Annotated in this window: 19 protein-coding genes and 1 pseudogene; 9 read left to right on the top strand and 11 right to left on the bottom strand. The window is 66.2% G+C overall.

Translation table 11 applies throughout. From position 1 onward, the window contains the following. Positions 1-82 precede the first annotated feature (82 nt). Positions 83-547 (bottom strand): GatB/YqeY domain-containing protein, encoded by a 465-nt coding sequence (locus IGS74_RS05200; protein ID WP_192389933.1) that lies wholly within the window; start codon positions 545-547, stop codon positions 83-85. Positions 548-768: 221 nt separating this feature from the next. Here IGS74_RS05200 and carA point away from each other — a divergent pair, with 221 nt between their 5' ends. The 5 genes from carA to IGS74_RS05175 all read left to right on the top strand — a co-directional run bounded on the left by carA (position 769) and on the right by IGS74_RS05175 (position 8373). Next, positions 769-1950, top strand: a complete 1182-nt coding sequence (carA, locus tag IGS74_RS05195; RefSeq protein ID WP_192389931.1) for a glutamine-hydrolyzing carbamoyl-phosphate synthase small subunit — start codon at positions 769-771, stop codon at positions 1948-1950. A 138-nt stretch (positions 1951-2088) separates the two neighbouring features. Further along, a complete protein-coding gene (gene carB / locus IGS74_RS05190) occupies positions 2089-5520 on the top strand; it encodes a carbamoyl-phosphate synthase large subunit (protein ID WP_192389921.1) in 3432 nt (1143 codons plus the stop codon). A 144-nt stretch (positions 5521-5664) separates the two neighbouring features. Next, the gene (gene greA, locus IGS74_RS05185) at positions 5665-6138 is read left to right on the top strand and encodes a transcription elongation factor GreA (RefSeq protein ID WP_039188303.1); all 474 of its coding nucleotides are present in this window, start codon (positions 5665-5667) and stop codon (positions 6136-6138) included. 3 nt (positions 6139-6141) lie between these two features. Next, positions 6142-7191 (top strand): glycosyltransferase family 4 protein, encoded by a 1050-nt coding sequence (locus IGS74_RS05180; RefSeq protein ID WP_192389912.1) that lies wholly within the window; start codon positions 6142-6144, stop codon positions 7189-7191. 63 nt (positions 7192-7254) lie between these two features. Continuing rightward, a complete protein-coding gene (locus IGS74_RS05175; RefSeq protein ID WP_192389910.1) occupies positions 7255-8373 on the top strand; it encodes a Fic family protein in 1119 nt (372 codons plus the stop codon). Here the strand turns inward: IGS74_RS05175 and IGS74_RS05170 are convergent. Then, positions 8362-10338, bottom strand: a complete 1977-nt coding sequence (locus IGS74_RS05170) for a MacB family efflux pump subunit (RefSeq protein ID WP_246722949.1) — start codon at positions 10336-10338, stop codon at positions 8362-8364. The genes IGS74_RS05175 and IGS74_RS05170 overlap by 12 nt on opposite strands. A 14-nt stretch (positions 10339-10352) precedes the next feature. Further along, complete coding sequence (locus IGS74_RS05165; protein ID WP_192389909.1) at positions 10353-11585, bottom strand: efflux RND transporter periplasmic adaptor subunit; 1233 nt, start codon at positions 11583-11585, stop codon at positions 10353-10355. Positions 11586-11825: 240 nt separating this feature from the next. Here IGS74_RS05165 and IGS74_RS05160 point away from each other — a divergent pair, with 240 nt between their 5' ends. Continuing rightward, the gene (locus tag IGS74_RS05160; RefSeq protein WP_192389908.1) at positions 11826-14609 is read left to right on the top strand and encodes an autotransporter domain-containing protein; all 2784 of its coding nucleotides are present in this window, start codon (positions 11826-11828) and stop codon (positions 14607-14609) included. A gap of 85 nt (positions 14610-14694) precedes the next feature. On the opposite strand, the pseudogene IGS74_RS05155 reads toward IGS74_RS05160, so the two are convergent. The 6 genes and pseudogenes from IGS74_RS05155 to IGS74_RS05130 all read right to left on the bottom strand — a co-directional run bounded on the left by IGS74_RS05155 (position 14695) and on the right by IGS74_RS05130 (position 20321). Continuing rightward, positions 14695-16004, bottom strand: a pseudogene (locus tag IGS74_RS05155) (chloride channel protein). 61 nt (positions 16005-16065) lie between these two features. Further along, positions 16066-17349, bottom strand: coding sequence for an FAD-binding oxidoreductase (locus IGS74_RS05150; RefSeq protein WP_192389900.1), 1284 nt, complete (start codon positions 17347-17349; stop codon positions 16066-16068). A gap of 11 nt (positions 17350-17360) precedes the next feature. After that, positions 17361-18089 carry an amino acid ABC transporter ATP-binding protein gene (locus IGS74_RS05145; RefSeq protein WP_192389898.1) on the bottom strand — a complete coding sequence of 243 codons (729 nt, stop codon included), beginning with the start codon at positions 18087-18089 and terminating at the stop codon, positions 17361-17363. Further along, complete coding sequence (locus IGS74_RS05140; RefSeq protein ID WP_192389896.1) at positions 18086-18739, bottom strand: amino acid ABC transporter permease; 654 nt, start codon at positions 18737-18739, stop codon at positions 18086-18088. Before IGS74_RS05140 ends, IGS74_RS05145 begins: the two co-directional genes overlap by 4 nt. A 29-nt stretch (positions 18740-18768) precedes the next feature. Further along, the gene (locus tag IGS74_RS05135; protein ID WP_192389894.1) at positions 18769-19518 is read right to left on the bottom strand and encodes an ABC transporter substrate-binding protein; all 750 of its coding nucleotides are present in this window, start codon (positions 19516-19518) and stop codon (positions 18769-18771) included. Further along, positions 19515-20321: an IclR family transcriptional regulator gene (locus tag IGS74_RS05130; protein ID WP_192389892.1), complete on the bottom strand. Its 807-nt coding sequence runs from the start codon at positions 20319-20321 to the stop codon at positions 19515-19517. The genes IGS74_RS05135 and IGS74_RS05130 overlap by 4 nt, the downstream gene beginning before the upstream one ends. 143 nt (positions 20322-20464) lie before the next feature. On the opposite strand from IGS74_RS05130, the gene IGS74_RS05125 reads away from it, so the two are divergent. Continuing rightward, a complete protein-coding gene (locus IGS74_RS05125; protein WP_246722947.1) occupies positions 20465-21319 on the top strand; it encodes an MBL fold metallo-hydrolase in 855 nt (284 codons plus the stop codon). A 94-nt stretch (positions 21320-21413) separates the two neighbouring features. Next, positions 21414-22022 carry a YigZ family protein gene (locus tag IGS74_RS05120; RefSeq protein ID WP_192389891.1) on the top strand — a complete coding sequence of 203 codons (609 nt, stop codon included), beginning with the start codon at positions 21414-21416 and terminating at the stop codon, positions 22020-22022. Here IGS74_RS05120 and IGS74_RS05115 read toward each other — a convergent pair. Further along, positions 22019-23014 carry a tripartite tricarboxylate transporter substrate binding protein gene (locus tag IGS74_RS05115; RefSeq protein ID WP_206688214.1) on the bottom strand — a complete coding sequence of 332 codons (996 nt, stop codon included), beginning with the start codon at positions 23012-23014 and terminating at the stop codon, positions 22019-22021. The genes IGS74_RS05120 and IGS74_RS05115 overlap by 4 nt on opposite strands. A 188-nt stretch (positions 23015-23202) precedes the next feature. Here IGS74_RS05115 and IGS74_RS05110 point away from each other — a divergent pair, with 188 nt between their 5' ends. After that, entirely contained in the window at positions 23203-24294 is a 1092-nt protein-coding gene (locus IGS74_RS05110) for an ionic transporter y4hA (protein WP_192389889.1), read from the top strand. 21 nt (positions 24295-24315) lie between these two features. Here IGS74_RS05110 and IGS74_RS05105 read toward each other — a convergent pair whose 3' ends face one another. Continuing rightward, a complete protein-coding gene (locus IGS74_RS05105) occupies positions 24316-25116 on the bottom strand; it encodes a phosphodiesterase (RefSeq protein WP_192389888.1) in 801 nt (266 codons plus the stop codon). Positions 25117-25150: the final 34 nt, after the last annotated feature.

Below are 25150 nucleotides of genomic sequence, written 5' to 3'. Positions count from 1 at the left end.
GCCCGGCGGGAAATCCCCCCGCTGTCCACAGCTGTCCACAGCTGTCCACAGCTGTCCACAGAGCGGTCGGCGCGGCTATGCCTCAGCGCAACATGCCGCGCACCACCGCCCCGGCGGCGGGCAGGTCCAGTGCCGTGCCATGCCTGCGCTTGAGGGCATCCATGCAGCGGCCGATGTCACGCAGGCCGCGCGCGCCGGTTTCGGCGACCGCCGTCTCGCAGGCGGCGAGAATCGAGACGGCATCCATCGATGGCGGCATGAGCTCGGCGACGATTCCGGCAAGCCGGCGCTGGTCGGCGGCGCGGGCGACATCGCCGGCGGCCTCCAGTGCGGCCGCCTTCTCTTCGTGCTGGCAGGCCATGCGTTGCAGCAGCCGGGCGATCTCCTCGTCGCAGAGGCGCTCGCGCCCCTCGGCCCGAAGGGCGATATCCCTGTCCTTGATGGCGGTCGCCACCAGGCGAAGCGTACACAGGCGTTGCGGATCGTTGCCGGATCGTGCGTCATCCAGCGCGGCCGCGAGGCATTCTCGCATTTCGGGAACTTTCATGACTGTCTCGCCGGGCCCTTGGGCAGCCGGGCGGAGCGCGCCTTGTTTCGGGCATATTGATTAATATCGCCTCCGGTCGTCTGCAAGGGGTTGCGCGGGAGGCTGGTTGCAGCGATATGCATAGCTCGACCGAAACGATCAGGCATGACAATCGCGAACGGGCTGGCGCAGCGAAAGCGCCCGGCACGTGCGCCATGCCGCGCAGACGAAGGAAGATCGCGATGAGCGAAGGCTGGACACGCAGGAAACCGACTGCGCTTCTCGTCCTTGCCGATGGAACGGTGATCGAGGGAGACGGCATCGGCGCCACCGGCGCGGCGTTGGGAGAAGTCTGCTTCAACACGGCGCTGACCGGCTACCAGGAAATCCTGACCGATCCGTCCTATGCCCGGCAGATCGTAACCTTCACCTTTCCGCATATCGGCAATGTCGGCGCAAACCTCGAGGATCTCGAGGATCTCGCGCCCGAGAACGCCGTCGGCGCGGTCGGGGCCATCTTCCGTGCCACCGTGTCCGACCCGTCCAACTACCGCTCCGCCGAAAGCCTCGACAGCTGGCTCAAGGCACGCGGCGTCGTCGCCATGTCGGGCGTCGATACACGCGCCCTCACCGCGCTGATTCGCGACAAGGGCATGCCCAACGGCGTCATCGCCCACCATCCGGACGGCGTCTTCGATATTCCGGCGCTGCAGCGGCAGGCGGCCGACTGGTCGGGCCTCGTCGGGCTGGACCTTGCCCTCGATGCCGCATCCGACCGCGCGGAAGTCTGGACCGAAGGTCCGTGGGCGTGGAACTCGGGTTATGCGGCCAATCCGGAAGCCGCCTATACCGTCGTCGCCATCGACTACGGCGCCAAGCGCAACATTCTGCGGCTGATGTCGGGACATGGCGCACAGGTCGTCATCCTGCCGCCATCCGCAACGGCCGAGGAGGTGCTGGCCCACAAGCCGGACGGCATCTTCCTGTCCAACGGCCCGGGCGACCCGGCCGCCACCGCGCAATATGCGGCGCCTACCATCCGCGCGCTGGCCGATACGGGCATTCCGATGTTCGGGATCTGCCTCGGTCACCAGCTCCTCGCGCTGGCGCTGGGCGCCCGGACCGAGAAGATGCACCAGGGCCATCATGGCGCCAACCACCCGGTCAAGGACTTCACCACGGGCAAGGTCGAGATCGTGTCCATGAACCACGGCTTCGCGGTGGATCGCGGCTCGCTGCCCGGCAATGTCGAGGAAACGCATGTCTCGCTGTTCGACGGCAGCAATTGCGGCATCCGCCTCAAGGACCAGCCGGTCTTTTCGGTACAGCATCACCCGGAAGCCTCGCCCGGCCCGCAGGACTCGCACTACCTGTTCCAGCGCTTCTTCCACCTGATCGACGAGCACCGCCGCAAGGCTGCCTGAGGAAAGGGGTGATTGCCCCTTCCTTCCACCGGCTGTCTCACCTATAAGGCGGGCTTAGCCAGACCTTAGAGATTTCCAGAACCCCGGCCGCGTGCGGCACGGGTGTCTTCGCGCACGAACAAACGAGACGGATCGCAGATGCCCAAACGCAACGATATCAAAACCATCCTCATCGTCGGCGCGGGTCCCATCATCATCGGGCAGGCATGCGAATTCGACTATTCCGGCACGCAGGCCTGCAAGGCCCTCCGCGAGGAAGGCTACCGGATCGTTCTCGTCAACTCGAACCCGGCGACGATCATGACCGATCCCGATCTCGCCGACGCAACCTATATCGAGCCGATCACGCCCGAAGTGGTCGCGCGCATCATCGCCAGGGAGCGGCCGGACGCCATCCTTCCGACGATGGGCGGCCAGACGGCGCTCAACACCGCCCTGTCCCTGAAGCGGATGGGCGTCCTTGAAAAATACGGTGTCGAGATGATCGGCGCGGACGCCGCCGCCATCGACATGGCCGAGGATCGCGCCCTCTTCCGCGAGGCGATGGCCCGCATCGGCCTCGCCACGCCAAGGTCCTTCCTGGCCAACGCGACCGAGGCTAAGCACGCCGACCGCCTCGCCCACGAGGAGAAGCGCGGCGACATCATCCGCGATATTGCGGCCGGCCCGGCGCGCGACAAGGCGCTTGCCGACCTGGAGCAGCAGTGGAACCTGGCCGAGACCGACCGCAAGCAGCGTTACATGGCCCGCGCCATGGGCGCCGCTGCCGAAGGGCTCGAGCATGTCGGCCTGCCGGCCATCATCCGCCCATCCTTCACCATGGGCGGCACCGGCGGCGGCATCGCCTACAACCGGTCCGAGTTCTTCGAGATCGTGGAGGGGGGCCTCGACGCCTCGCCCACGACCGAGGTGCTCATCGAGGAATCGGTCCTCGGCTGGAAGGAATACGAGATGGAAGTCGTGCGCGACCGCGCCGACAACTGCATCATCGTCTGCTCCATCGAGAATATCGACCCGATGGGCGTGCATACCGGCGATTCGATCACCGTCGCGCCGGCGCTGACGCTGACCGACAAGGAATACCAGGTCATGCGCAACGCCTCCATCGCGGTGCTGCGCGAGATCGGCGTGGAGACCGGCGGCTCCAACGTCCAGTTCGCCGTCAACCCGGCCGATGGCCGGCTGGTCGTCATCGAGATGAACCCGCGCGTGTCGCGCTCCTCCGCGCTGGCATCCAAGGCCACCGGCTTCCCCATCGCCAAGGTCGCGGCAAAGCTGGCCGTGGGCTATACGCTGGACGAGTTGAAGAACGACATCACCGGCGGCGCGACGCCGGCCAGCTTCGAGCCGAGCATCGACTATGTCGTCACCAAGATCCCGCGTTTCGCATTCGAGAAATTCCCCGGCGCCGAGCCCACGCTGACGACGGCCATGAAGTCGGTCGGCGAGGTCATGGCCATCGGCCGGACCTTCTCCGAATCCCTGCAGAAGGCGTTGCGTGGCCTTGAAACGGGCCTGGACGGGCTCGACGAGATCGATATCCCCGGCCTTGGCGAAGGCGACGACACCAACGCCGTGCTCGAGGCGCTCGGCCGGCCGACGCCGGACCGGCTGCGCATGGTGGCGCAGGCGTTGCGCATCGGCATGCCGAAGGCGCAGATCCATCAGGCCTGCAAGATCGATCCCTGGTTCCTGGACCGGCTGCAGGAGATCGTCGCCATGGAAGACCGCGTGCGCCAGCATGGACTGCCGCAGGATGCCGACAATCTGCGGATGCTGAAGTCCATGGGCTTTTCCGACGCGCGGCTGGCGAAGCTCGCCGGCGCCGAGGAAGCGGACGTGGCTGCCTTGCGCTCTCGGCTCGACGTGCGACCCGTGTTCAAGCGCATCGACACCTGCGCCGCGGAGTTCGCCTCGCCCACGCCCTACATGTATTCGAGCTACGAAACGCCCTTTGCCGGCCGGCCCCGCTCGGAAGCCGAGGTATCGGACAAGCGCAAGGTCGTGATCCTCGGCGGCGGACCCAACCGCATCGGCCAGGGAATCGAGTTCGATTATTGCTGCTGCCACGCGGCTTTCGCGCTGAAGGACGCCGGCTTCGAGTCGATCATGATCAACTGCAACCCGGAGACCGTATCGACCGACTATGACACGTCCGACCGGCTGTATTTCGAGCCGCTCACGGCCGAGGACGTTCTTGAGATCCTCCACGCCGAGCAGGCGCGCGGCGAACTGGTGGGCGTCATCGTGCAGTTCGGCGGCCAGACGCCGCTCAAGCTCGCCAATGCGCTGGAGGCCGCCGGCATCCCGATCCTGGGGACGTCGCCCGACGCGATCGACCTTGCCGAGGATCGCGACCGCTTCCAGAAGCTGCTGCACAAGCTGGACCTGCGCCAGCCCAACAACGGCATCGCCCGCTCGGTCGAGGAAGCGCGCACCATCGTGGACCGGATCGGCTATCCGGTCGTCATCCGCCCGTCCTACGTGCTGGGCGGCCGCGCGATGGAGATCGTGCGCGGCGACGCGCAATTCGAGCGCTACATGAAGGAAGCGGTCGTGGTTTCGGGCAAGTCCCCCGTGCTGATCGATTCCTACCTGTCCGATGCCATCGAGGTGGATGTGGATTGCCTGTGCGACGGCAAGGACACCTTCGTCGTCGGCATCATGGAGCATATCGAGGAAGCCGGCATCCATTCCGGCGACTCGGCCTGCTCGCTGCCCGTCCACTCCCTGTCCAAATCCGTGACCGACGAGCTCGAGCGGCAGACCCAGGAGATGGCCCTCGCGCTCGATGTCGGTGGCCTGATGAACGTGCAGTTCGCCATCAAGGGCGACGACATCTACGTGCTCGAGGTCAACCCACGCGCGTCGCGCACCGTGCCCTTCGTCGCCAAGACGATCGGCGCGCCGGTTGCCAAGATCGCTGCCCGCATCATGGCCGGCGAGACGCTGGACGCCGCCTTCGCGGCCTATGGCGGCCGGCCGGACGTCAAGAACCTCAAGCACATCGCCGTCAAGGAAGCTGTGTTCCCCTTCGCGCGCTTCCCGGGCGTGGATACGCTTCTGGGACCGGAGATGCGCTCGACCGGCGAGGTCATGGGCCTCGACGTAGACTATGCGCTGGCCTTCGCCAAGGCGCAGCTGGGTGCCGGCGTGGACCTTCCGCGTGACGGCACGGTGTTCGTGTCCGTGCGCGACGGCGACAAGGAAGCGGTCCTGGCCCCGGTGCGCCGTCTTGTGGAGCTTGGCTTCACCATTTCGGCCACCAAGGGCACGCAGCTCTTCCTGGAAGAAAACGGCGTCAAGGCGGAACGCGTCAACAAGGTGCTGGAGGGTCGCCCGCATATCGAGGACGCCATCCGCAACCGGCAGGTACAGCTGGTCATGAACACGACCGAGGGCGCCAAGGCGCTGTCCGACTCGCGGTCGCTGCGGCGTGCGGCGCTGATGCACAAGGTGCCCTACTACACCACGCTTGCCGGCATGGTGGCCGCCGCGGAAGCGATCGCCGCGCTGAAGGCCGGCAGCCTTGAAGTCCGCCCGCTCCAGTCATACTTTCACTCTGCTTGAACTTCCCCCCTCCGGGGTGTTTGATTGGTACGTCAGAAGTGATTCTGTTGAGGCTGGCGCCCTCGGGCGCCAGTCTTTCTTTTAAATTCAGGTCGCGGAATTGCGGGGCGGATGCGTCTCCCGCCGCGGGCAAGGAATGACGGCATGGAAAAGGTTCCGATGACCACGGGTGGCTTCGAGGCTCTCAGAGAAGAGCTCCGCCGCCGGCAGCAGGAAGAGCGCCCCCGCATCATCGCCGCGATCGCGGAAGCGCGGGCGCATGGCGATCTTTCCGAAAACGCGGAATATCACTCCGCCAAGGAGGCGCAGAGCCTCAACGAGGGCCGGATCGCCGAGTTGGAAGATCTGACCGCCCGTGCCGAAGTGATCGACGTGACGAAGCTTTCGGGCGACCGGGTCAAGTTCGGGGCGACGGTCAAGCTGGTGGACGAGGATACCGAGGAAGAGAAGGTCTACCAGATCGTCGGCGAGCAGGAAGCCGACGTGAAGAACGGCCGTATTTCAATCTCCTCGCCCATCGCACGCGCGCTCATCGGCAAGTCCGAGGGCGACACGGTGGAAGTGGCCGCTCCCGGCGGCGCGCGCTCTTACGAGGTGCTGCAGATTCGCTGGGCCTGATCCATGCGGACGTCCGACATTCTGGTCATCGCTCCCAATTTCAAGCGGCGGCTGTCGGGCGTCACCTCCACCATCATCCAGCTGGTGCCGCTGCAGGCCAGATCCCTGCCCGTCGTGGCCTTCGGCCCGGGCCTGCCGAAGACCCTGCCCAAGCTGCATGGCTGGCAGTTGGCCGGGCTCTGGAAGCGGCCGCGCACCCGCCCCTTCCGCATCTGGCACGCGCGCCGCAATGTCGAGATGCTGCCCGGCATCCTCATGCGCGACGTGCTGCGTATGCCGCTGAGGCTCGTCTTCACATCCGCGTCGCAGCGGCGACATACCGCCTATACGCGTTGGCTGATCGCACGCATGGACGCGGTGATAGCAACCAGCCGCCGCAGCGGCGCCTACCTTTCGGTCCCGCACAGCGTCGTAACCCATGGCATCGACCTCGACCGGTTCCATCCGGCCGAAGACACGGGCAGCGCCCGAAGGTCGCTCGGCCTTGCCGACCTGAAGACGGTCGGTTGCTTCGGCCGCATCCGCCATCAGAAGGGCAGCGACCTCTTCGTCGATTCCATGATCGCGCTGTTGCCCGAGCGTCCCGGCTGGCAGGCCATCCTGTGCGGGCGGGCGACGGCCGAGCATGCCGGCTTCGAAGCGGAGCTGAAGCGCAAGGTGGCCGATGCCGGGCTTTCCGAGCGCATCCTGTTTCTCGGCGAGTTTTCCGACGTCGCCCCCTATTATCGCGCGCTCGACCTGTTCGTGGCGCCGCAGCGCTGGGAAGGCTTCGGCTTGACGCCGCTGGAAGCCATGGCCAGCGGCGTGCCGGTGGTTGCCGCCGATGCCGGGGTGTTTTCCGATGTGGTCGGGCCCGGCACGGGCGAGATCGTCCCGGCGGGCGATCTCCAGGCGATGACCGCGGCGGCGGCGCGCTGGATGGATGATGGCGACAGGCGCCGCGATGGCGCCGTGCAATCGCTGGAAACGGCCCGGCGCAACTTCCCGCTGGAGCGCGAAGCTGCGGAAATCCGTGCGGTCTACGATCGGCTCTGGGATGCCCGCGGGCTATAGAACCGCTTTCTATTGCTCATGAATAGCGCTATTTCTGGGCTATAGAAACGGATTCTATAGCCCATGGCATGGAACTGGACATTCGACGACTGGCCGCATTTCACCTTCGATGGTGACGCCATGCTGGCTCTCGAACGCGCATTTCTCGTCTCGACGGGCGAAGTCGCCGGCACAATCCGCCATATGGATGCCGAAACCCGCGAAGAGCTCAGGATCGAGATCCTCATCGACGAGGCCCTGACGACGTCGAGGATCGAAGGAGAGGTTCTCGACCGGGCGAGCGTGCAATCCTCGCTTTGCCGACAGTTCGGCCTTGCCGCGCATGGACAGCCCGGCGGCCTGAAGGAACGCGGAATTGCCAAGATGACGGCGGATGTCTACCGCTGCTTCGCGACCGCACTGGACGACGCGACCCTGTTTCGCTGGCATCGCATGATGCTTGCCGGCGCCCGCCATATCGAGATCATCGGCGGCTATCGCACGCATGTGCAGCCGATGCAGATCGTATCGGGAGCACTCGAGGGGCCTCAAATCCATTTCGAGGCCCCCCCGTCCGCCCGCGTCCCCCAGGAAATGGCTGAATTCGTAAGGTGGTTCAACGACACCGGCGCCGCCGGCTCGGCGGTGATGCCGGCGCTGACACGGGCAGGGCTGTCGCATCTCTATTTTGAGAGCATCCATCCGTTCGAAGACGGCAATGGACGCATCGGGCGCGCACTCGCGGAAAAGTCGCTTGCGCAAAGCATCGGACGGCCGAGCCTGATTGCCCTTTCCCAGACCATAGAGCGCAACCGAAAATCCTACTACGATAATCTGGAGCGCTATCAGCGCGGTCTGGATGTAACGGGATGGCTCGTCTATTTCGGCCAGACGATACTCGATGCCCAGAACGCCACTCTTGCGCGCATCGGTTTCATTCTTGCAAGAGCACGCTTCTACGCGTCGTTTGACGGCCTCTTCAACGAACGCCAGCACAAGGCTATCGCCCGCATGTTCCGGGAGGGGCCCGACGGCTTCAAGGGCGGCATGAGCGCCGAAAAATACATTGCCATCACCCAGGCATCGCGTTCGACCGCCACGCGTGACCTGCAGGATCTGGTGGACAAGGGAGCGATGCGCCGCACCGGCGAACGCCGCTATGCGCGCTACACCCTTGCGATGGATAGCCCGTCAGCTCGATAGTGCGGCAGCGGGGTCCATTGCGGCGGCCTTGCGCGCAGGCAGGTAGCCGAAGACGAGGCCCGACAGGAACGCCGAGGCAAAGGCCAGCACGATCGGTCCCGGCGAAATCACCGCCGATATGCCGAAGCGCTGGAGCGCCAGTGCGACACAGATGCCGATAACGCAGCCGATGCCACCGCCGATGGCCGAAACCACCACGGCCTCGGTATTGAACTGCCGCAGGATATCGCCCTGCGATGCGCCGGTTGCCATGCGGATGCCGATCTCGCGCGTGCGCTCCGTCACGTTGACCAGCATGATGTTCATGATGCCGATGCCGCCGACAAGCAGCGAGATGGCCGCCACGGAGCCAAGCAGGATCGTCATGGTCGAAGCGGTTTCGCTGACGGCCGTCAGCAGCGAGGCCATGTTGCGGATGGTCGTATCGCGGACGCGATGGCGCTGGTCCAGGAGGTCCTGGATGGCGGCCTGCGTTTCGTCGATGCGCGCCGTATCCTCCACCACGACCGAGATGGATCGCAGGTGTCGCTGGCCGAACAGGCGCAGGCCGCCGGTGGACAGGGGTACGAAAACGATATCGTCCTGGTCGGTGCCCATGGGCGAAGCGCCCTTCTCGCTCATGGTGCCGACCACGAGGAACGGGTTTGAGTTGACCAGGATGTACTGGCCGACCGGGTCCTGACCCTGCGGAAACAGGACCTCCGCGACGGTCCGGCCGAGAACGGCCACCGGCGCATAGCTGTTCTCATCCTGCGGCGTGACGAACGTGCCGGTACTCAACGGCCAGTTCCGCGCCTCGGGAAAGTCGGGCCACGTGCCCGATGCGGTCGACTGGTAGTCCACGCCATTGGCGCGCAGCGTGACGCTGCCCTGTATCTCCGGCACTACGCGGGCGACGTTCGGCAGTTCGGCGATCGCGCGCGCGTCGTCCGGCACGAGCGTCGCGGTGACGCCATCCGGGGTCCGCTGCCCGGGCGATCCGGGGCGCACCAGCAACTGGTTGGAGCCCATGGCGCTGATGCGGTCCACGACATCCTGCCGCGATCCGTTGCCGATGGCGAGCATGACGATGACGGCGGCCACGCCGATCATCATGCCGAGAAGCGTCAGCAAGGTGCGCAGCGGCTTGGCGAACAGCGAGCGCATGGCCATGCGGGCGGCTTCGCCGAGGCCCGACAGCCGCCGTCCGCTCCGCTCCCCTGCATCCTGCGGCCGATCCGCCGCTTGCGCGGATACGCGCCCGCTGTCGGAAACGATGCGCCCGTCGCTGATTTCGATCTGGCGCTCGGCTTCCTCGGCGACGCTGCGGTCATGGGTGATGACGACGATCGTGTGGCCGGCCGCATGCAGGCGGTGCAGAAGGGCCATCACATCGCGCCCGGAGGCGCTGTCGAGCGCGCCGGTCGGTTCGTCGGCCAGGATGATGGACCCGCCGTTCATCAGCGCCCGCGCGATGGACACGCGTTGCTGCTGGCCGCCCGAGAGCTGATTGGGATGGTGTTCCAGCCGGTCGGCAAGCCCGAGCGCCGCGAGCAACCCTTCGGCGCGGGCCGCGCGGGCCTCCGCAGCCATGCCCGAATAGATCCCCGGCAGCTCGACATTCTCGACGGCACTGGACCCTGCGATCAGATGGTAGCTCTGGAAAATGAAGCCGAACGTGTCGCGACGCAGGTCCGCCAGGGCATCGGGCGACAGGGTGGCGACATCCCGGCCGCCGATGCGGTAGTGCCCGGATGTCGGCCTGTCGAGGCAGCCGAGGATGTTCATCAGGGTCGACTTGCCGCTGCCCGACTGGCCCATGATGGCGACGAACTCGCCGGGCGCGATGTCCAGGGATACGCCCTTCAGCACCTCGACCGGCTCGCCGCCGCTGTCGAACCGGCGCACGATATCGGACAATTCCAGGTGCGCCGGCGACACCCGCGCCGTACGCGGAGCTTCCATTCGAGGCGTATGCAGGTTCATGACGCCGCTCCCGCTCAGAAGATCGGCGGGCCGCCGGGCCCGCGCCGCTGGGACTGGGACTGGGATTGGGATGGGCGTCCGCCCGACGGGGCGCCGTCCGACGAAACGACCACGTCGTCGCCCTCATTCAGGCCCGAGCGGATCTCGACCACGGCGCGCGTCGCCAGCCCGGTTTCCACCGTGCGCCGCGCTACCGTGCCGTCGTCCTGCCGCACCTGGACGACGCTGCCGTCACGGCCGTTCCGCACGGCGGCGGCGGGCACCGTAAGCACGTCCTGCGCCTGCGCAACGACGAAGAAAACCTGCGCCGTCATCGTGATCATCAGCCGCCCATCCGGATTGGGGACATCGAAAAGCGCCTTGTACAAGACGACGTTGTTTTCGATCTCGGGGGTGGGCTCGATCAGCCGCAGCGTGCCCTCCCAGCGCTTGTCGTCGCCGCCCAGCGTGGTGAACCAGCCCGTCATGCCGGGCGTCAGCCGGGCGATGTCGGCCTCGGACACCTTGGCCTCGACCGTCATGGTCGACAGGTCGGCAACGGTGACGATGACCGGCGCGGTCTGCGTGGCGGCCAGCGTCTGCCCCTGCTCGGAGGTCTGGGAAACGACGGTTCCGGTCAGCGGCGAATAGATCTTGGTGTAACCGAGGTTCGTTTCGGCACGCCGCAGGTCGGAACCGCGCTCGCGCAACTGGGCATTGAGGCTGTCGAGCGCTCCCTTCGCGGCGGCCACGGCGGCCACGGCGGCGTCATAGTCGCTGGCGGCCGAGGTATTGGCGCGGCGCAGCGTCTCCTGCCGGGTCAGCGTCTGCTCCGCCAGAACCAGTTGCGCCTGCGCATTGACCACCTGGGCCTCCAGGTTGGCGATCTGCGCCTCTGTCGCCTCCACCGTGTACTCGTAGATGGCGGGGTCCATCTCGGCCAGCAACTGGCCTTCCTGGACACGGTCGCCGACGGCTACGTGGACGGCTTTCAACTGCCCCGAAATCTGCGCGCCGACGTCGACGGTGCGGATCGGCGCAAGCACGCCGACGGCGGCGACGGTATCTTCCACCGCGCCGCGCGTGACCGGAGCGAACCGATAGACGGGGGCGGCGCTGCGCTCCTGCCCGAAGAACCAGACCGCCGCCGCCACGGCGACCAGGCAGATGACGGCGACGACCGCCAGCCTGCGTCGGCTGGCGCTGCGCCGCGCGCGACGCGGCTGCGTGGCTTGAGGGAGATCGAGTGGATCGAGACGCTGCAGCATGACTTCTTCCTGGTGGAGGCTAACCGCCATCCCTTCCCTGCCGTCATATCAGCCGACATGCCGCGAATCAGGTTTCAAAGTGTGTCGGCGTGTGTCGATAGACCCGGCGCCATTGTGGCGATTTTGCATCGTTCACGCCCAAAACCATATGGATCACATATCGTTTGATTGCTTCTTAAATCATCCAATTTGTAATCGTTGGTTGTATTTTGGCGGTATTGGCGAGGGGATGCTCAACCAATGATAGGTAATATTGGACGCTGCGGCAGACGCGGTCTGGCGCAGTCTGCGTCGTTGATGGTCATCGGCCTGTGCGCCGCCGGCGCGGCGCAGGCGCAGCAGGCAACCGAACCATTGCGGGTCATCGGCGCCGAGCAGGCCTTTTCCGGCACGATCGACGTCACGACGACGGGTGCTTCGGCCTATGGCGCCTTCGCCGATCGCGGCGGGCTTATCACCCTGACGGACGGCACGATCACGACGTCCGGCCAAAGAGGCTACGGCATTCTCGCCGGACGCGGGTCGACGATCACCAGCGCCGCCACCATCGTGACCACGGGCGTCTCCGCGCATGGGGTTCAGTCCGGCCTCGGCACAACCAACGGCACCGGCGGACAGGACGGGTCCAGCGTCGTGCTGACCGGCGCGACCATCAGCACCGGCGGGGCGCAGGCCTATGGTCTGCATGCCATCGACGGCGGCGCGATCGCTGGACGGGCAACCATCGTCACCGACGGCATTCTGGGCTTCGGCGCCTTCGCGGAATCCGATTCGTCCATCGCCCTGTCCGACAGCAGCATCGAGACGCGCGGGGCCTTCGCGTTCGGCCTCATCGCCAATAATGACGCGGCCACGGCAGGCGGCGTGCTGTCCGCCTCGAATGTGGCCGTCGTCACCAGTGGCGAAAGCGCGGCCGGTGCCGTTGCCGGCGACGGCGGCACGATCCTCGTCGACGGCGGCAGCATCCGCACCGCGGGAGAAGGTGCGACGGCGCTCGCAATCCTCGACGGCGGCACGATCGTCGTCACCGGAGCGACGCTCGCAGCCGGCAATGCCGCGACCATCGGCGTCGTCGCCGGCCAGGGCAAGGCCAGCGTAACGCTGGGCGCCGGCACCGTCGCGACCGAAAACAACGGGACGCTGATGCAGGTGGAGCGCGACGTGGCCGGCGCAGCCGGCGTCGTGACGCTGAACCTCGATTCCGGCTCGACATCGGCTGGCGACATCGTTGACGACGGCACGAAGACGAGTGGCCAGACGATCGTGAACCTGCGCGAAAATGCCCGCTGGACCGGCGTCCTGCGCGGCGTCGACGCCTTCAACACGGCGGCCGGCGGCGAGGTGAACTTTACCGAGCGGGCAGTGGTGAACGGCGATCTGAACAGCAACGGTTCCACCATCGCATTCAGCAGCGCCGGCGGCGTCATCGCCGGCAATGTCGGCCTGCAGGGCGCGGCGCGCACCACCGGCGGCAGCATCGAAACCCCCATAGAGGTCCAGGGCGACGTCGCGGTCGGGCCGCAATCCGTCATGGGCGGCAACTGGAGCATAGCGGGCAGCCTCGCCAGCGCCGGAACGATCACCCCCGGCAACTCCATCGGCGTCGTCACCATCGGCGGCGACCTGACCTTGGCACAAGGCCACATCTATGAAGTGGAGATCGACGCCACCGGCGCGTCCGATCTGGTTGCGGTGGGTGGCACCGCAACGCTTGCCGGTTCCGTGGCCGTCAGCCCGCTCGGCGGCTATCTGGTGGGCACGCCCTACACGATCCTCACGGCCGGCAGCCTTGGCGGCACGCAGTTCGACGGGGTGGCCTTCACCGAAAGCTACGCCTTCGTGTCGGCGCTCCTGTCCTATGATGCAACCTCCGTCGACCTGACCATCCAGCGTAACGGCATCGCCTATGCCTCGGTGGCCGAAGGCGACAACCAGCGCGCCGTCGCCAACGCGCTGGAGAGCCTGCCGATCAACGGAACGCTCGGCCGCACCGTCGCCTTCGGCACGACCGACACGGCCCGCGCGGCTTTCTCGGGCCTGTCGGGCGAGGTTCATGCCTCCGTCAGAACCGGCCTGATCGAGGACAGCCGCCTGATCCGCGATGCCGCGACGGATCGTATTCGCGCGGCCTTCGCTGGTCCTTCCTCCGTTTCCAGCACGTCCGGCCCCTGGGAGTCGGCGCAGCCGGCGGGCACCGCGCTGGAGCCTGCCGCCTGGGGCCGCGTGTTCGGCTCCTGGGGCACGACCGACGCCAACGGCACCTCCGGCCAGATCGACCGCGACACCGGGGGCTTCCTCGCCGGTATCGACGGCTTCGTCACGAATGATGTCCGGCTCGGCCTCCTGGCCGGCTACAGCCGGTCGAGCTTCGATGTCGACGACCTGTCCTCGTCCGCCGATGTGGACAGCTACCACCTTGGCCTCTATGGCGGCACGCAGGTGCATGGCGTCGGGCTTCGCGGCGGCATCGCCTACACCTGGCACGCGGTGGAAGCCAGCCGCGCGGTGGCCTTCGGCGGCTTCACCGATGCGCTTTCGGCCGATTACGACGCCGGCACGGTGCAGCTATTCGGTGAAGCGGGCTACGCCATGCAGGCCGGCAGCGTGGCCTTCGAGCCGTTCGCGGGCGTCGCCTATGTGAACCTCGACGTCGACGGGTTCGGCGAAGCCGGCGGTGCAGCGGCACTGTCGGGCGGCGGCGGCAACACCGAAACGACCTTCTCGACCCTGGGCGTGCGGGCAACGACGGATGTCGTCGTCGGCAGCCAGACGGTAACGCTGGACGGCATGCTCGGCTGGCGCCATGCCTTCAACGACAGGACGCCGGTTTCCACCTTCGCTTTGGCCGGGAGCCTGCCCTTCAGTGTCGCGGGCGCACCGATCGCAAGCGACGCAGCCGTGGTCGAAATCGGGCTCGGCCTGAACCTGTCGCCGGATGCCAGCCTGAACATCTCCTATGGCGGACAGTTCGGCGATGGCGGGGAAGACCATAGCGGCCGCGCGACCTTCTCCTATCGCTTCTAGGCGGCGACATCCCATGCATCGCGGCGTCCCATTGGGGCGCCGCAATAACCGGCGGTCTGAAAATGCCGAATGAATCTTGCCCGGATCAGGTGTCCGGCTTGTCGTGATGCCGCTGCGCGCGCAGGGCATCGGCCAGCCACAGCCGCGCCAGGCCATGATAGAGCGGTTCCGGCGCAATCAGCCGCGAGACGCCGTAGCCGATCATCGATGCGGTCATGATGGCGATCACGTTGGTCTGGGTTCCCGTCATTTCCAGCACGATGATAAAGGCTGTCATCGGTGCCTGGACGACGCCGGCGAAATAGCCCGCCATACCCAGGATGGCTGCCAGGCCGGGCGGCGAGCCCAGAAACGCGCCTATGGTGCTGCCGAGGCCACTGCCCACGGCGAGCGACGGTGCGAAGAGGCCACCAGGAATACCCGAGACAGTGGAGGCGAGGGTCGCCACGAACTTGGCCGCAAAGAACAGGGCCGGCAGTGTCTCGCCCTCGACGCGCCGCGCGCAATGTCGTAACTGGTGCCGAAGGTGGCGCCGCCGGCAGCCACACCGACGATGGCCACCACAAGTCCTGCGCCCCCTGCAACGATAGCCGCCTTCCAGCGGCCGGGCACCGAGCGCCAGCGCCGGATGCTCCGGGTCAAGGACAGGGTGGCGATGCTGAAGGCCGCGCCCAGGATGCCGCCGCAGACGCCGGACAGGATCACCAGGGGCCAGTCGGACGGGAACATCGCGACCGCGTCCGAGACGCCGAAATAGGTGTAGTTTCCGACCAGCCCGAGGGAAGCGATGCCGGCAATGATGACGGCCGACAGGACCAGCCCGTTGGTGCGGGCACTATAAGCGCGCCCGAGTTCCTCTATGGCGAAGACGATGCCGGCCAGCGGAGTGTTGAAGGCGGCGGCGATGCCCGCGGCCGATCCGGCGAGGATCAGCCCCCGCGCATAGGACATGCCACCCAGCCGCGCCGACAGCATCATCAGCGCCGCGCCGATCTGGACGGTCGGGCCTTCGCGCCCGATCGACGCGCCGCACAACAGCCCCATAACTGTCAGGACAAACTTGCCGATGGCGATGCGGATGGTGAAGTAGGTGAAGCGCGCGCGCCCCTCCAGCCGGCGCGCCGCCATGGCCTGCGGAATCCCGCTGCCCTGCGACCCGGGGAAAAACCGCTCGGCAATGACCGCGCAGGCGACGAAGCCGGCCGGCGTCATCAGAAGAGGCAACCAGGGGCCGGTTCGCGGGTCCGTCAGAAGAAAGAAGAGGTGCTGCGCGGCGTCGGATGCGTAGGCAAAGACCGTTGCCACGACGCCGATGGCAAGCGCGCCGCACCAAAACACCAACCGCATGCGCCACATGCGCCGCGAGGCCAGAAGCGCCCGCGAGCGCCGCACCATCCCCTTGCGCCAGCCCAGCCAGAACACGGCCCTGCCTTACCCCTTGTCGCCTCGGCTCAAGTCAGTGAACCAGATCCACCGCCTTGTAGTAAGCCAGCGTTGCGGAAACATAGAGCCGGCGCAAGCCGTGCAGCGGTATGGGCGCGATGGCGGTGACGGGGAGCGGCAATGCGGCAGGGTCGCCGGTCCGCACGTAATCGGCGATCCACTCTCCCATCTTGCTCTGCAGCCCGACGCCGCGGCCCTGGCAACCGAGCTGGAACAACAGGCCCTTCTCCGGCTCGTGCAGGTGCGGCAGGAAATCCTGCGTGATGGCGACGCGGCCGCCCCAGCGGTACTGGATCGGCTGGTCGGCCAGAATGGGATAGGCAATGCGGATCATCCGCTCCACATGGGCGAAATCGTCCGGCCCGGATGGCTCGGCGAAGGTGCCGCGCCCACCCATGACGAAACGTCCCTCGCGGTCGCGCCGGAAATAAGACAGCAGCTTGCGCGTATCCGAGGCGACGACACCGCCCTTCAGCACCGCCTTGTCGAGATTGCCGGACAAAGGCGCCGTGGCCACCTGGAAACTGTTGGCCGCGATGACGGTACGCGACAGGCGCGGCCAAAGCGTATCCGTATAGGCATTGGTGCAGACGACGACACGCTCGGCGGTGACGCTCGGCCCCGCCTGCGTCGCGACGACCCATCGGCCGGATCGGTTTTCGAGTGCACTCGCCTTGGTGTGGGTGGCGATGGCCGCCCCCAGGCCGAGTGCGGCGCGCGCTAGCCCCCGTGTATAGGACAGCGGCTGTACGCTGCCTCCGCGACGATCGATCCAGCCTGCGTGATAGCGCCTGGTGCCGAGAAGCGCGGCAACTTCCTCGCGACTTAGCGCGGCCACGTCCGCGCCGAGCGCGCGCCATTGCCGGCATCGGTCCAGCGCGCCGGCTTCGGCGGCTTTGGAATGTGCCGGCTGCACCCAGCCTGCCCGCGTGTCGTCGCAATCGATCCCGAATTCGTCGATGAGCTCGAACACCTTGGCTGCGGTCGATCCGAATGCCAGTGCGGCCCTTCGTCCGGCCTCCGGGCCGAACATCGTCTCCAACTGGTCGGGATCGTACTTGATGCCGGGGATGACCTGGCCACCACTGCGACCGGACGCGCCGAAGCCGATATCGCCTGCCTCCAGAACCTGCACGCTGCGCCCGGCCTTTGCCAGATGGATTGCAGTGGACAGGCCAGCGTATCCACCGCCGATGACGCAGACGTCCACCGAAATGTCCGCCTGAAGCGGCAGGGTCGGCGGGGCGGCCGTGGCTGTCGCCGCCCAAAGCGATGCGGGAAGTCGAAGTTCGGTCACGAGTTCACCTGCTACTTGTCCAGCACGCGGCGAAGGAAATCGCGCGTGCGCTCATGCTGCGGATCGGTCAGCACCCGGCTGGCCGGCCCCTCTTCCACGATCAGCCCGCCGTCCATGAACAGGACGCGGTCACCGACCTCCCGCGCGAAAGCCATTTCATGCGTCACGACCAGCATGGTCATGCCCTCGTCCGCCAGATCGCGCATGGCGGCCAGCACCTCGCCGACCAGTTCCGGGTCGAGCGCCGATGTCGGTTCGTCGAACAGGATGGCCTTCGGGCGCATGGCCAGCGACCGCGCGATGGCCACGCGCTGCTGCTGCCCGCCCGATAGGGCTGCAGGGTAGCTGTCTGCCTTGGCTGCAAGGCCCATGCGTTCCAAAAGGGCACGCCCATGCTCTTCCGCCGCCTTGCGGCTCTCGCCCTTCACATGGATCGGCCCTTCGGTGACGTTTTCCAGCGCCGTGCGATGCGGAAACAGGTTGAAGCGCTGGAAGACCATGGTCACGGATGTGCGGATCTCGCGGATGGACGGGGACTTGCGATCCACGGTTACGCCATCGACCGTGATCAGGCCGCTCTCGTAGCTTTCCAATCCGTTGATGCAGCGAAGCAGCGTGGACTTGCCGGATCCCGAAGCGCCGATCAGGCAGACCACCTCGCCTTGGCGGATCTCTCCGTCGATCCCTTTCAGAACCTCGATATTGCCGAACCGCTTGTGAATGTTCTGAAGCTGGATCATCGCGTGCCGAACCTCCGCTCGAGATAGGATGCCAGCACGATCAGCGGCACGGACAGGGCCAGATAAAGGAGCGCCACGAGCGTGTAGACGGTCATGTTGTCGAATGTGGCCGAAGCGACGAGCTTGCCCTTCATCGTCAGTTCGGCAACGGTGATGACGGATGCCTGCGACGTATCCTTGAGCAGCATGATCATCGTGTTGCCGTAGGGCGGCAGCACGGTGCGCAGGGCCTGCGGCAGCACCACCCGGCGCATCATCAGGGACCATTTCATGCCGATGGAATGCGCCGCTTCGATCTGGCCCTTGTCGATGGCCTCCAGCCCGGCCCGGAAGTTTTCGGCCATGTAGCAGGAATAGGCGATGCCAAGGCCGATGGCACCGGCCTGGAAGGCCGACAGGTCGATGCCGAATTCCGGCAGCACGAAGTAGATATAGAAGAGCTGCACCAGGATCGGGATGCCGCGAACGGTGTTGACCACCGTCTTGGAAATCAGCACCAGCGGCCAGATGCCCGAATAGCGCATCAGCGCCCAGACAAGCCCGAGCGCGGTGGAGATGACCAGCGCCGCGAGGGTCAGCGTGACGGTAATCGCCACGCCTTCCATCAGGATGGGCAGATACTGCCCGGAGTTCTGCCAGAACGCTCCCATCGCTCAGCGCCTTGCGGCCCGGGCGGCGATCACTTCAGGCCCCATTTGGCGGCAAGCTCGTCCACCGTGCCGTTTTCCTTGAGCTTGGCGAGTGCGCCGTCGATGCGCTCCAGAAGCGCCGTGTCGTCCTTGCGTACGCCAAGGCCCACCGATCCGGTCTGCTGGCTCTCGTAGTCGGCCATCTTCACCTCGGGAAAACGGCCCTGTGACATCTGGTAGGCCATGATGGGCTTATCGCCCATGCCGGCGGCGATCCGGCCGCGGTTCACCTCGTTCAGGATATCGGCGAGCGAGTCATAGACGCGGACCTCGCCGAAAACATCCATGGATTGCAGCCGATCCAGATAGGTGGTGCCCTGCTGGACTCCGATCACCTCGCCGCGCAGCTCTTCGAAGGTGGGAGAGATGCCGCCCTCGAAGCCGGCGGCCACCACGACGCCCTCGCCGTAGGGCATCACTTCCTGCGAAAAGTCGATCACTTCGCGACGGGCATCGGTGGCGATCATGGCGGCGGCGATGATGTCGATACGCCCGGACGTGAGCGAAGGGATCAGCGAGCCGAAATCCACCGGCTGCACGGTCACCTCGAAGCCCGCTTCCTCGCCCACCGCGCGAACGAGGTCCACCATCATGCCCTGGATCTCGTTGGTCTGGATGTCGAGGAAGGTGAAGGGAACGCCTGTCGGCGTGGACCCGACGGTCAGCGTCTCGGCGGCGGCCGGTTGCAGCGAGCCGATGGCGAGCATGGCTGCGCCTGCGAAGAATGCCTGCAGTTTCATGACTGGTTCCTTTGGCTGTGGTGAATTCCGCTATCGGCCCGTGCCGCCGGCACGGACGAAATGAAGCCGACCGTCTCGATCAGGCGGGGTGCAAGTTCCCGTTCCATGTCCGCCATGCTCCAGCGGCTGGTCGGGCAGGATATGTTCACGGCGCCGAGGCCGGCGCCGTCGGTGCCGACGATAGCGCAGGCGATGTTGAGGTCGCCGACGTAGAATTGCTCGGCGGCGGTGGCGAAGCCACGCTCGCGCGCGGCGTCGACAGCCTCCATAATTCGGTCAGGATCGGTTTCCGTGCTTGGCGTGAAGGCGCGCCGCAACGAACGCTCCACCATCTCCTGCGCCGCATCGCGCGGCAGGGTCGCCAGGTAGGCCCTGCCCGTGGCGCCGCAGTACATCGGAACCCGCATGCCCTGCGGCATGTGGATGAACGAGCGGCGGTTGGCTGTGAAGCGGCCCAGGAACACCATGTCCAGCGCATCCGGGCGCGACAGGTTTACCGTCTCTCCGCAATCATTGTTGAGATCCACAAGATGGGGCGTCGCCTGCGCGATCAGCGGATCGGCCGCCAGATAATAGGTGCCGAACTCCAGCGTGCGCGGCGTCAGTCGCCAGCGGCGCGCCGCATCGCGCCGCAGGAAGCCGAGAACCTCCAGCGTATGCGTGAACCGTTGCGCCGCGCTGCGGGTGATACCCGCCTTTTCGGCAATCTCCGCAAGGCCAAGGCTTTCATGTCCCTCGAAGGCGCGCAGCACCCCGAAACCGCGTTCCAGAGACTCGACAAAGAGGCGGTCCTTGTACTCCATCGCATCCCATATAATCGCTGTGCGATTTTTTGAATTGCAGAGCGATCATGCTGTCGCTATTTCGTGGCCCTGTCAAGTCGCCTGCGCAATTATGCGTCACGCTGAATTGACGGGCAGGATGTGAGGAGGGCTGGCGTCCGCTGATGGATGATGCCTATCCTCCGGGACTGGAACAGTCGAAGGCCATGCCGATGATGCGACCGGTTCTGCTTTCCGTGGCGGTGTTGCTGACGATGGCGACACAGGCCGTTGCCCAATCGAACGACGTGCCTTCGGTCGCTTCATCCTGCCTGGCAATGGCCTCGACGATGCCTCGGACCTTCAACGTCGCCTATACGCCGGTACGTACGGTCGAGGGCACGGTGCGCATCGCCTATGCCGGCCATTCTACCTACCGGATCGAAACGCCCGGCGGCGTCACCATCGCCACCGACTATTCGGGCTTCTACGGAAGCACGCCCCTGCCCCGCATCGTCACCATGAACAAGGCGCACAGGACGCATTACACCGAAACACCCGATCCCGGTATCGAGCACGTCCTGAGGGGCTGGGGCGAGTCCGGGCCGGCGCGCCACGGGCTTGCCGTGGACGATGTCGTCATACGCAACGTCACGACGGATATCCGCCGTTGGGGCGCCTCCGAACCGGATGCCAACTCCATCTTCATTTTCGAGGTCGCCGGCCTGTGCATCGGGCATCTCGGCCACCTTCACCACGAACTGACGAACGACCACTACGCCAGGATCGGCCGGTTGGACGTAGTCATGGTGCCGGTGGATGGGGGCCTCACCTCGTCGCTCGCCAACATGGAAGCGATCACGCGGCGGTTGTCGTCTTCCGTCGTGCTGCCGATGCACCGCAATGCCACGTCCCTGGATTCGTTTACGGGGCGCATGGGCGATGCCTTCGAGGTCCGGAGGCTCGACGGCGACACGCTGGACCTGTCCGTCCGGACGCTACCGGAGCGCCCCACAATATTCATTCCCGCAAGCCTGTGAGCCTTTGGCCTCCCAAACCGAAAGTGGCGGTCGTATAAGGGCGCAAAGGCCGGGAGGAAGCCCGGCCCACGATCCATTCCCGCTTGCGTTGCCCATGTCAGACAGTTTCACCCTTGCCGCCATCGCCATGGTCCGGACCGAGGTCCGCAAAAGCCGCTTCCTGGCAGCCGCCGGCCCCGTGCGGGACGAAAGCGAAGCCAAGGCCTTCATCGCCGCCCATTCAAATTTCTCGGCGACCCACAATTGCTCGGCATGGCGCATCGGGCAGGCTTATCGGTTCGACGATGACGGCGAGCCGGCCGGTACGGCGGGCAAGCCGATCCTGCAGGCCATCGACGGACAGGGCCTCGACAGGGTGGCTGTCGTCGTCACGCGCTGGTTCGGCGGCATATTGCTGGGCGGAGGCGGCCTCGTGCGGGCCTATGGGGGCGCTGCGGCACAATGCCTGCGCCAGGCGGAAAAGCTTCAATGCCTCGATCTGGCGGCGGCGCTCGTCGCCTGCGATTTCGGCGACCTCGCCATCCTGACCGCGCGGCTGGCCGCCATCCCGGGGCTGGAGACGACCGGCCAGGAATTCACCCCGCGCGGCGCCCTGATTGAGATTGCCATACCCGTGGCCGAGCGCGCCCGGGTGGAGCGGCTCGTGGCCGACGTCACAAGCGGTCGCGGCACCCTGACATGGCGCGATGATGCGGCAGCCTAGTTCAGGGACAGGTTCGCCCCGTCGATGATGGTCTTGTAGCGCGCGATCTCGGCCGCGATGAAGTCGGCGAAATCCTGCGGGGTGCCCGCCGCCGCCTCGGTGCGCTGGACGGCCAGCGCCTCGACGATGTCCGGCTGCGCCATCGCCGCGCGGATCGCCGCGTTCAGCCGCGCCACCGACGCTTCCGGCGTGCCGGCGGGCGCCAGAACGCCGAACCAGGTGGTCAGGTCGAACTCATCGAACCCCTCCTCCGCCATTGCCGGCACATCCGGCAGGAAGGAAGAGCGCGCCCTGGTCGTCACGGCCAGGGGGCGCAGCACGCCCGAATCGATATGGCTCGATGCGGACGACAGATTGTCGAACATGAAGCCGACCTCCCCCGACAGCACCGCCTGCAACGCCGCGGCCGAGCCCTGGTAGGGAACATGGGTCAGGTCGATACCGAGTTTCTGCGCGAAGAGCTCTCCGGCGAGATGGCCTGCGCTTCCGTTTGAGCCGGACGAATAGATGGCGAGCTCCGGCTCCTGCCGAAGGCGCGCGACGAACTCCTCCAGCGTGTCGATGCCGACCTCTTCACGCACCACCAGAACGTTGGGCGTCCGGCCGACGAGAGCGACGGGAGCGAAGTCCGACACGGGGTCGAACGGCATGTCGGGGAACAGGCTGACGTTGATACCGTGCGTCGACGTGGCGCCCATGAGCAGCGTGGCGCCGTCGGGCGCGCTTTCGGCCACGAAATCGGCGCCGATATTGCCGCCGGCCCCGGGCCTGTTGTCGACAAGGACCGTCTGCCCGAAGGCCGTCTCCAGGCGGCGCGCCAGAAGTCGGGCGGCGATGTCCAGCGTGCCGCCCGGCGGAAAGGGCACCACGAGCGTCAGGGTGCCGGTCGGAAACTCCGTGGCCATCGCGTGATGACCCGCCAGCCCAAACAACGCCAGTTGCGCCGCCGTCATCGCCAGCATCCCGCGGCGGCTTATCCATGCCTGAACCATGTCGTCCCTCCCGTTCGACAGCATCCCCTGTCGGCCGCCCGAATATCACAGGTTGCAATTTTCGGAAGCGTCTTATGGTGGGCCACGGCAGCTTGACAGGGTGCCCCCAACGGACACAGCTTGGCGGGACCGGTTCGGCGCTTCAGCGCCGGACAGGTCCTCTCGCAACGGCCCGCTCCGGATCATCGATGCACGCACCGTCTGCCACGCGCCCCGTCATCGGCCGCTCGCTTCTTTTCGTCGTCGGCGCTGTCCTTCTGCTTCTCGCGCATGCGGCCCATGTCGTTTCGGAAACCTCCGGCCTCTTCGTCGACCTTGCGGCGCTGTTTCTCATAGGCTCGGTCTTCGCGGCGGTCGAACATGCCGAAGTGCTTTCGCAGAAGATCGGGGAGCCGTTCGGCTCCGTGCTCCTGGCCGGTTGCGTAACGCTGATCGAGGTGTCGCTGATCGTATCGATCATGCTGTCGGCCAGCACCGACGGAAGCGAAATCGCGCGCGACACGGTCTTCGCGACCCTGATGATCGTCTTGAACGGCGTCGTCGGCCTGTGCCTCCTGACCGGCGGCATCCTGCACAAGGAGCAGGAGTTCCACACCACGGGGGCGGCAGCGGCGTTGTGCGTCCTGGGTACGCTCGCGACGCTGACCCTGATCCTGCCCAACTTCACGGTGGCGACGCCGGGTCCTTCCTATTCGACCATGCAGCTCGGTTTCGTGGCAGTGGTGTCGCTGACCTTGTACGGCCTGTTCCTGTTCGTCCAGACGGTCCGCCATCGCAACTACTTCACCGACGTGATCGCGGCCGAACCGCACGAGGCCCCAACCAATGGCCGGGCCTTTGCCAGCCTCGGCCTTCTGCTTCTGTCCCTCCTCATGATCATCCTCCTGGCAGAGGACCTGACGCCCGTCGTCAGCACGGTGGTGCTGTCGGCCGGCCTCAATTCGGAACTGATCGGCGTTCTCATCGCCGCGGTCGTCCTGCTTCCGGAAGGGACGACCGCCTTTCGTGCGGCGCGCGCCAACCGCATCCAGACGAGCCTCAATCTCGCGCTGGGGTCGGCACTCGCCAGCATCGGGCTGAGCATTCCCGCCGTGGCCCTCGTCTCCATCGTCACCGACAGGCCGATTACGTTGGGCCTGGAAAGCGATCATATCGTGCAGATCGTGCTGACCCTCATCATCGGCACGATCACCCTGGCGACCGGCCGCACCACGATCCTGCAGGGCGGCGTCCACCTGGTGATATTCTTCGTCTTCCTGTTCATGTCGGCGGCGCCGTAAGCGCTGCCGACGCCGGTTCCCTCAAGGCCCGGCGCAAGCCTCGGCCCTTGCAAGGCGGGGCTCTCCGACTTCGGTGCCATAGGCCCGAAACCCGTGCTCGTCCAGGATCAGGATCCGGTAGCACGGATTGCCGCCGGTCCACCAAGGGTCGGGCGCATCGAGATCAGTGATGAAACGATGCGCGCAGGACTGCCCGGAGCTGAAGGCGATGCCGCCGGCCGTCGTTCCTGCCAGGGGCACGTGGATATGGCCGAACACGATATGGCGGACCCCGCCCGCATGGGCGGCGAGGCGCGCCAGCAGGGCACCATCGTCATGCAGGCCGATATGCCGGAAATGCGCCAGCCCGTCATGCACCGGCGGATGATGGACGAAGACGGTGACCGGGCGGTTTCCCGCCCCGGCAAGCGCATCGTCGAGCCAGGCGAGCCGGTCGGCGCCATAGATGCCGCCGATCGTCCCGGCCTCATGGCTATCCAGGAACAGCAACCGGCCATGCGGTGTATCGATGCTCGACTGGACATAGCCGTCGACATCCAGGGGGTGGTCGGGGAAGGCGTCGACGAAGGCCGGTCGCCGATCGTGGTTGCCGAGCATCAGGCGGATGGGGAACGGCACTGACGACAGGATCTCGCGCAGGAGGGCGTAGGCCTCCGGGTCGCCGTCGTTGCAGAGGTCTCCGGTTATGACCAGAAGGTCGGCATCGGCATGGCGCGCCAGGACGTCGTCCAGCGTGCGGCGCAGCTGCAGTTCCGGGTCCACCCCGTTGACGAGGTTGCCGGGCGGCACGAGATGCGTGTCGGTAATCTGGATGATCTTCAAGGTATCGTCTTTCCGAATGGGGCGCGGCGGCATG

The sequence above is a fragment of the Aureimonas sp. OT7 genome (genome assembly GCF_014844055.1).
Classification (GTDB): domain Bacteria; phylum Pseudomonadota; class Alphaproteobacteria; order Rhizobiales; family Rhizobiaceae; genus Aureimonas; species Aureimonas altamirensis_A.
Note: the sequence above shows the minus strand (reverse complement) of the source record. Positions and strands in the feature narration are given on the sequence as shown.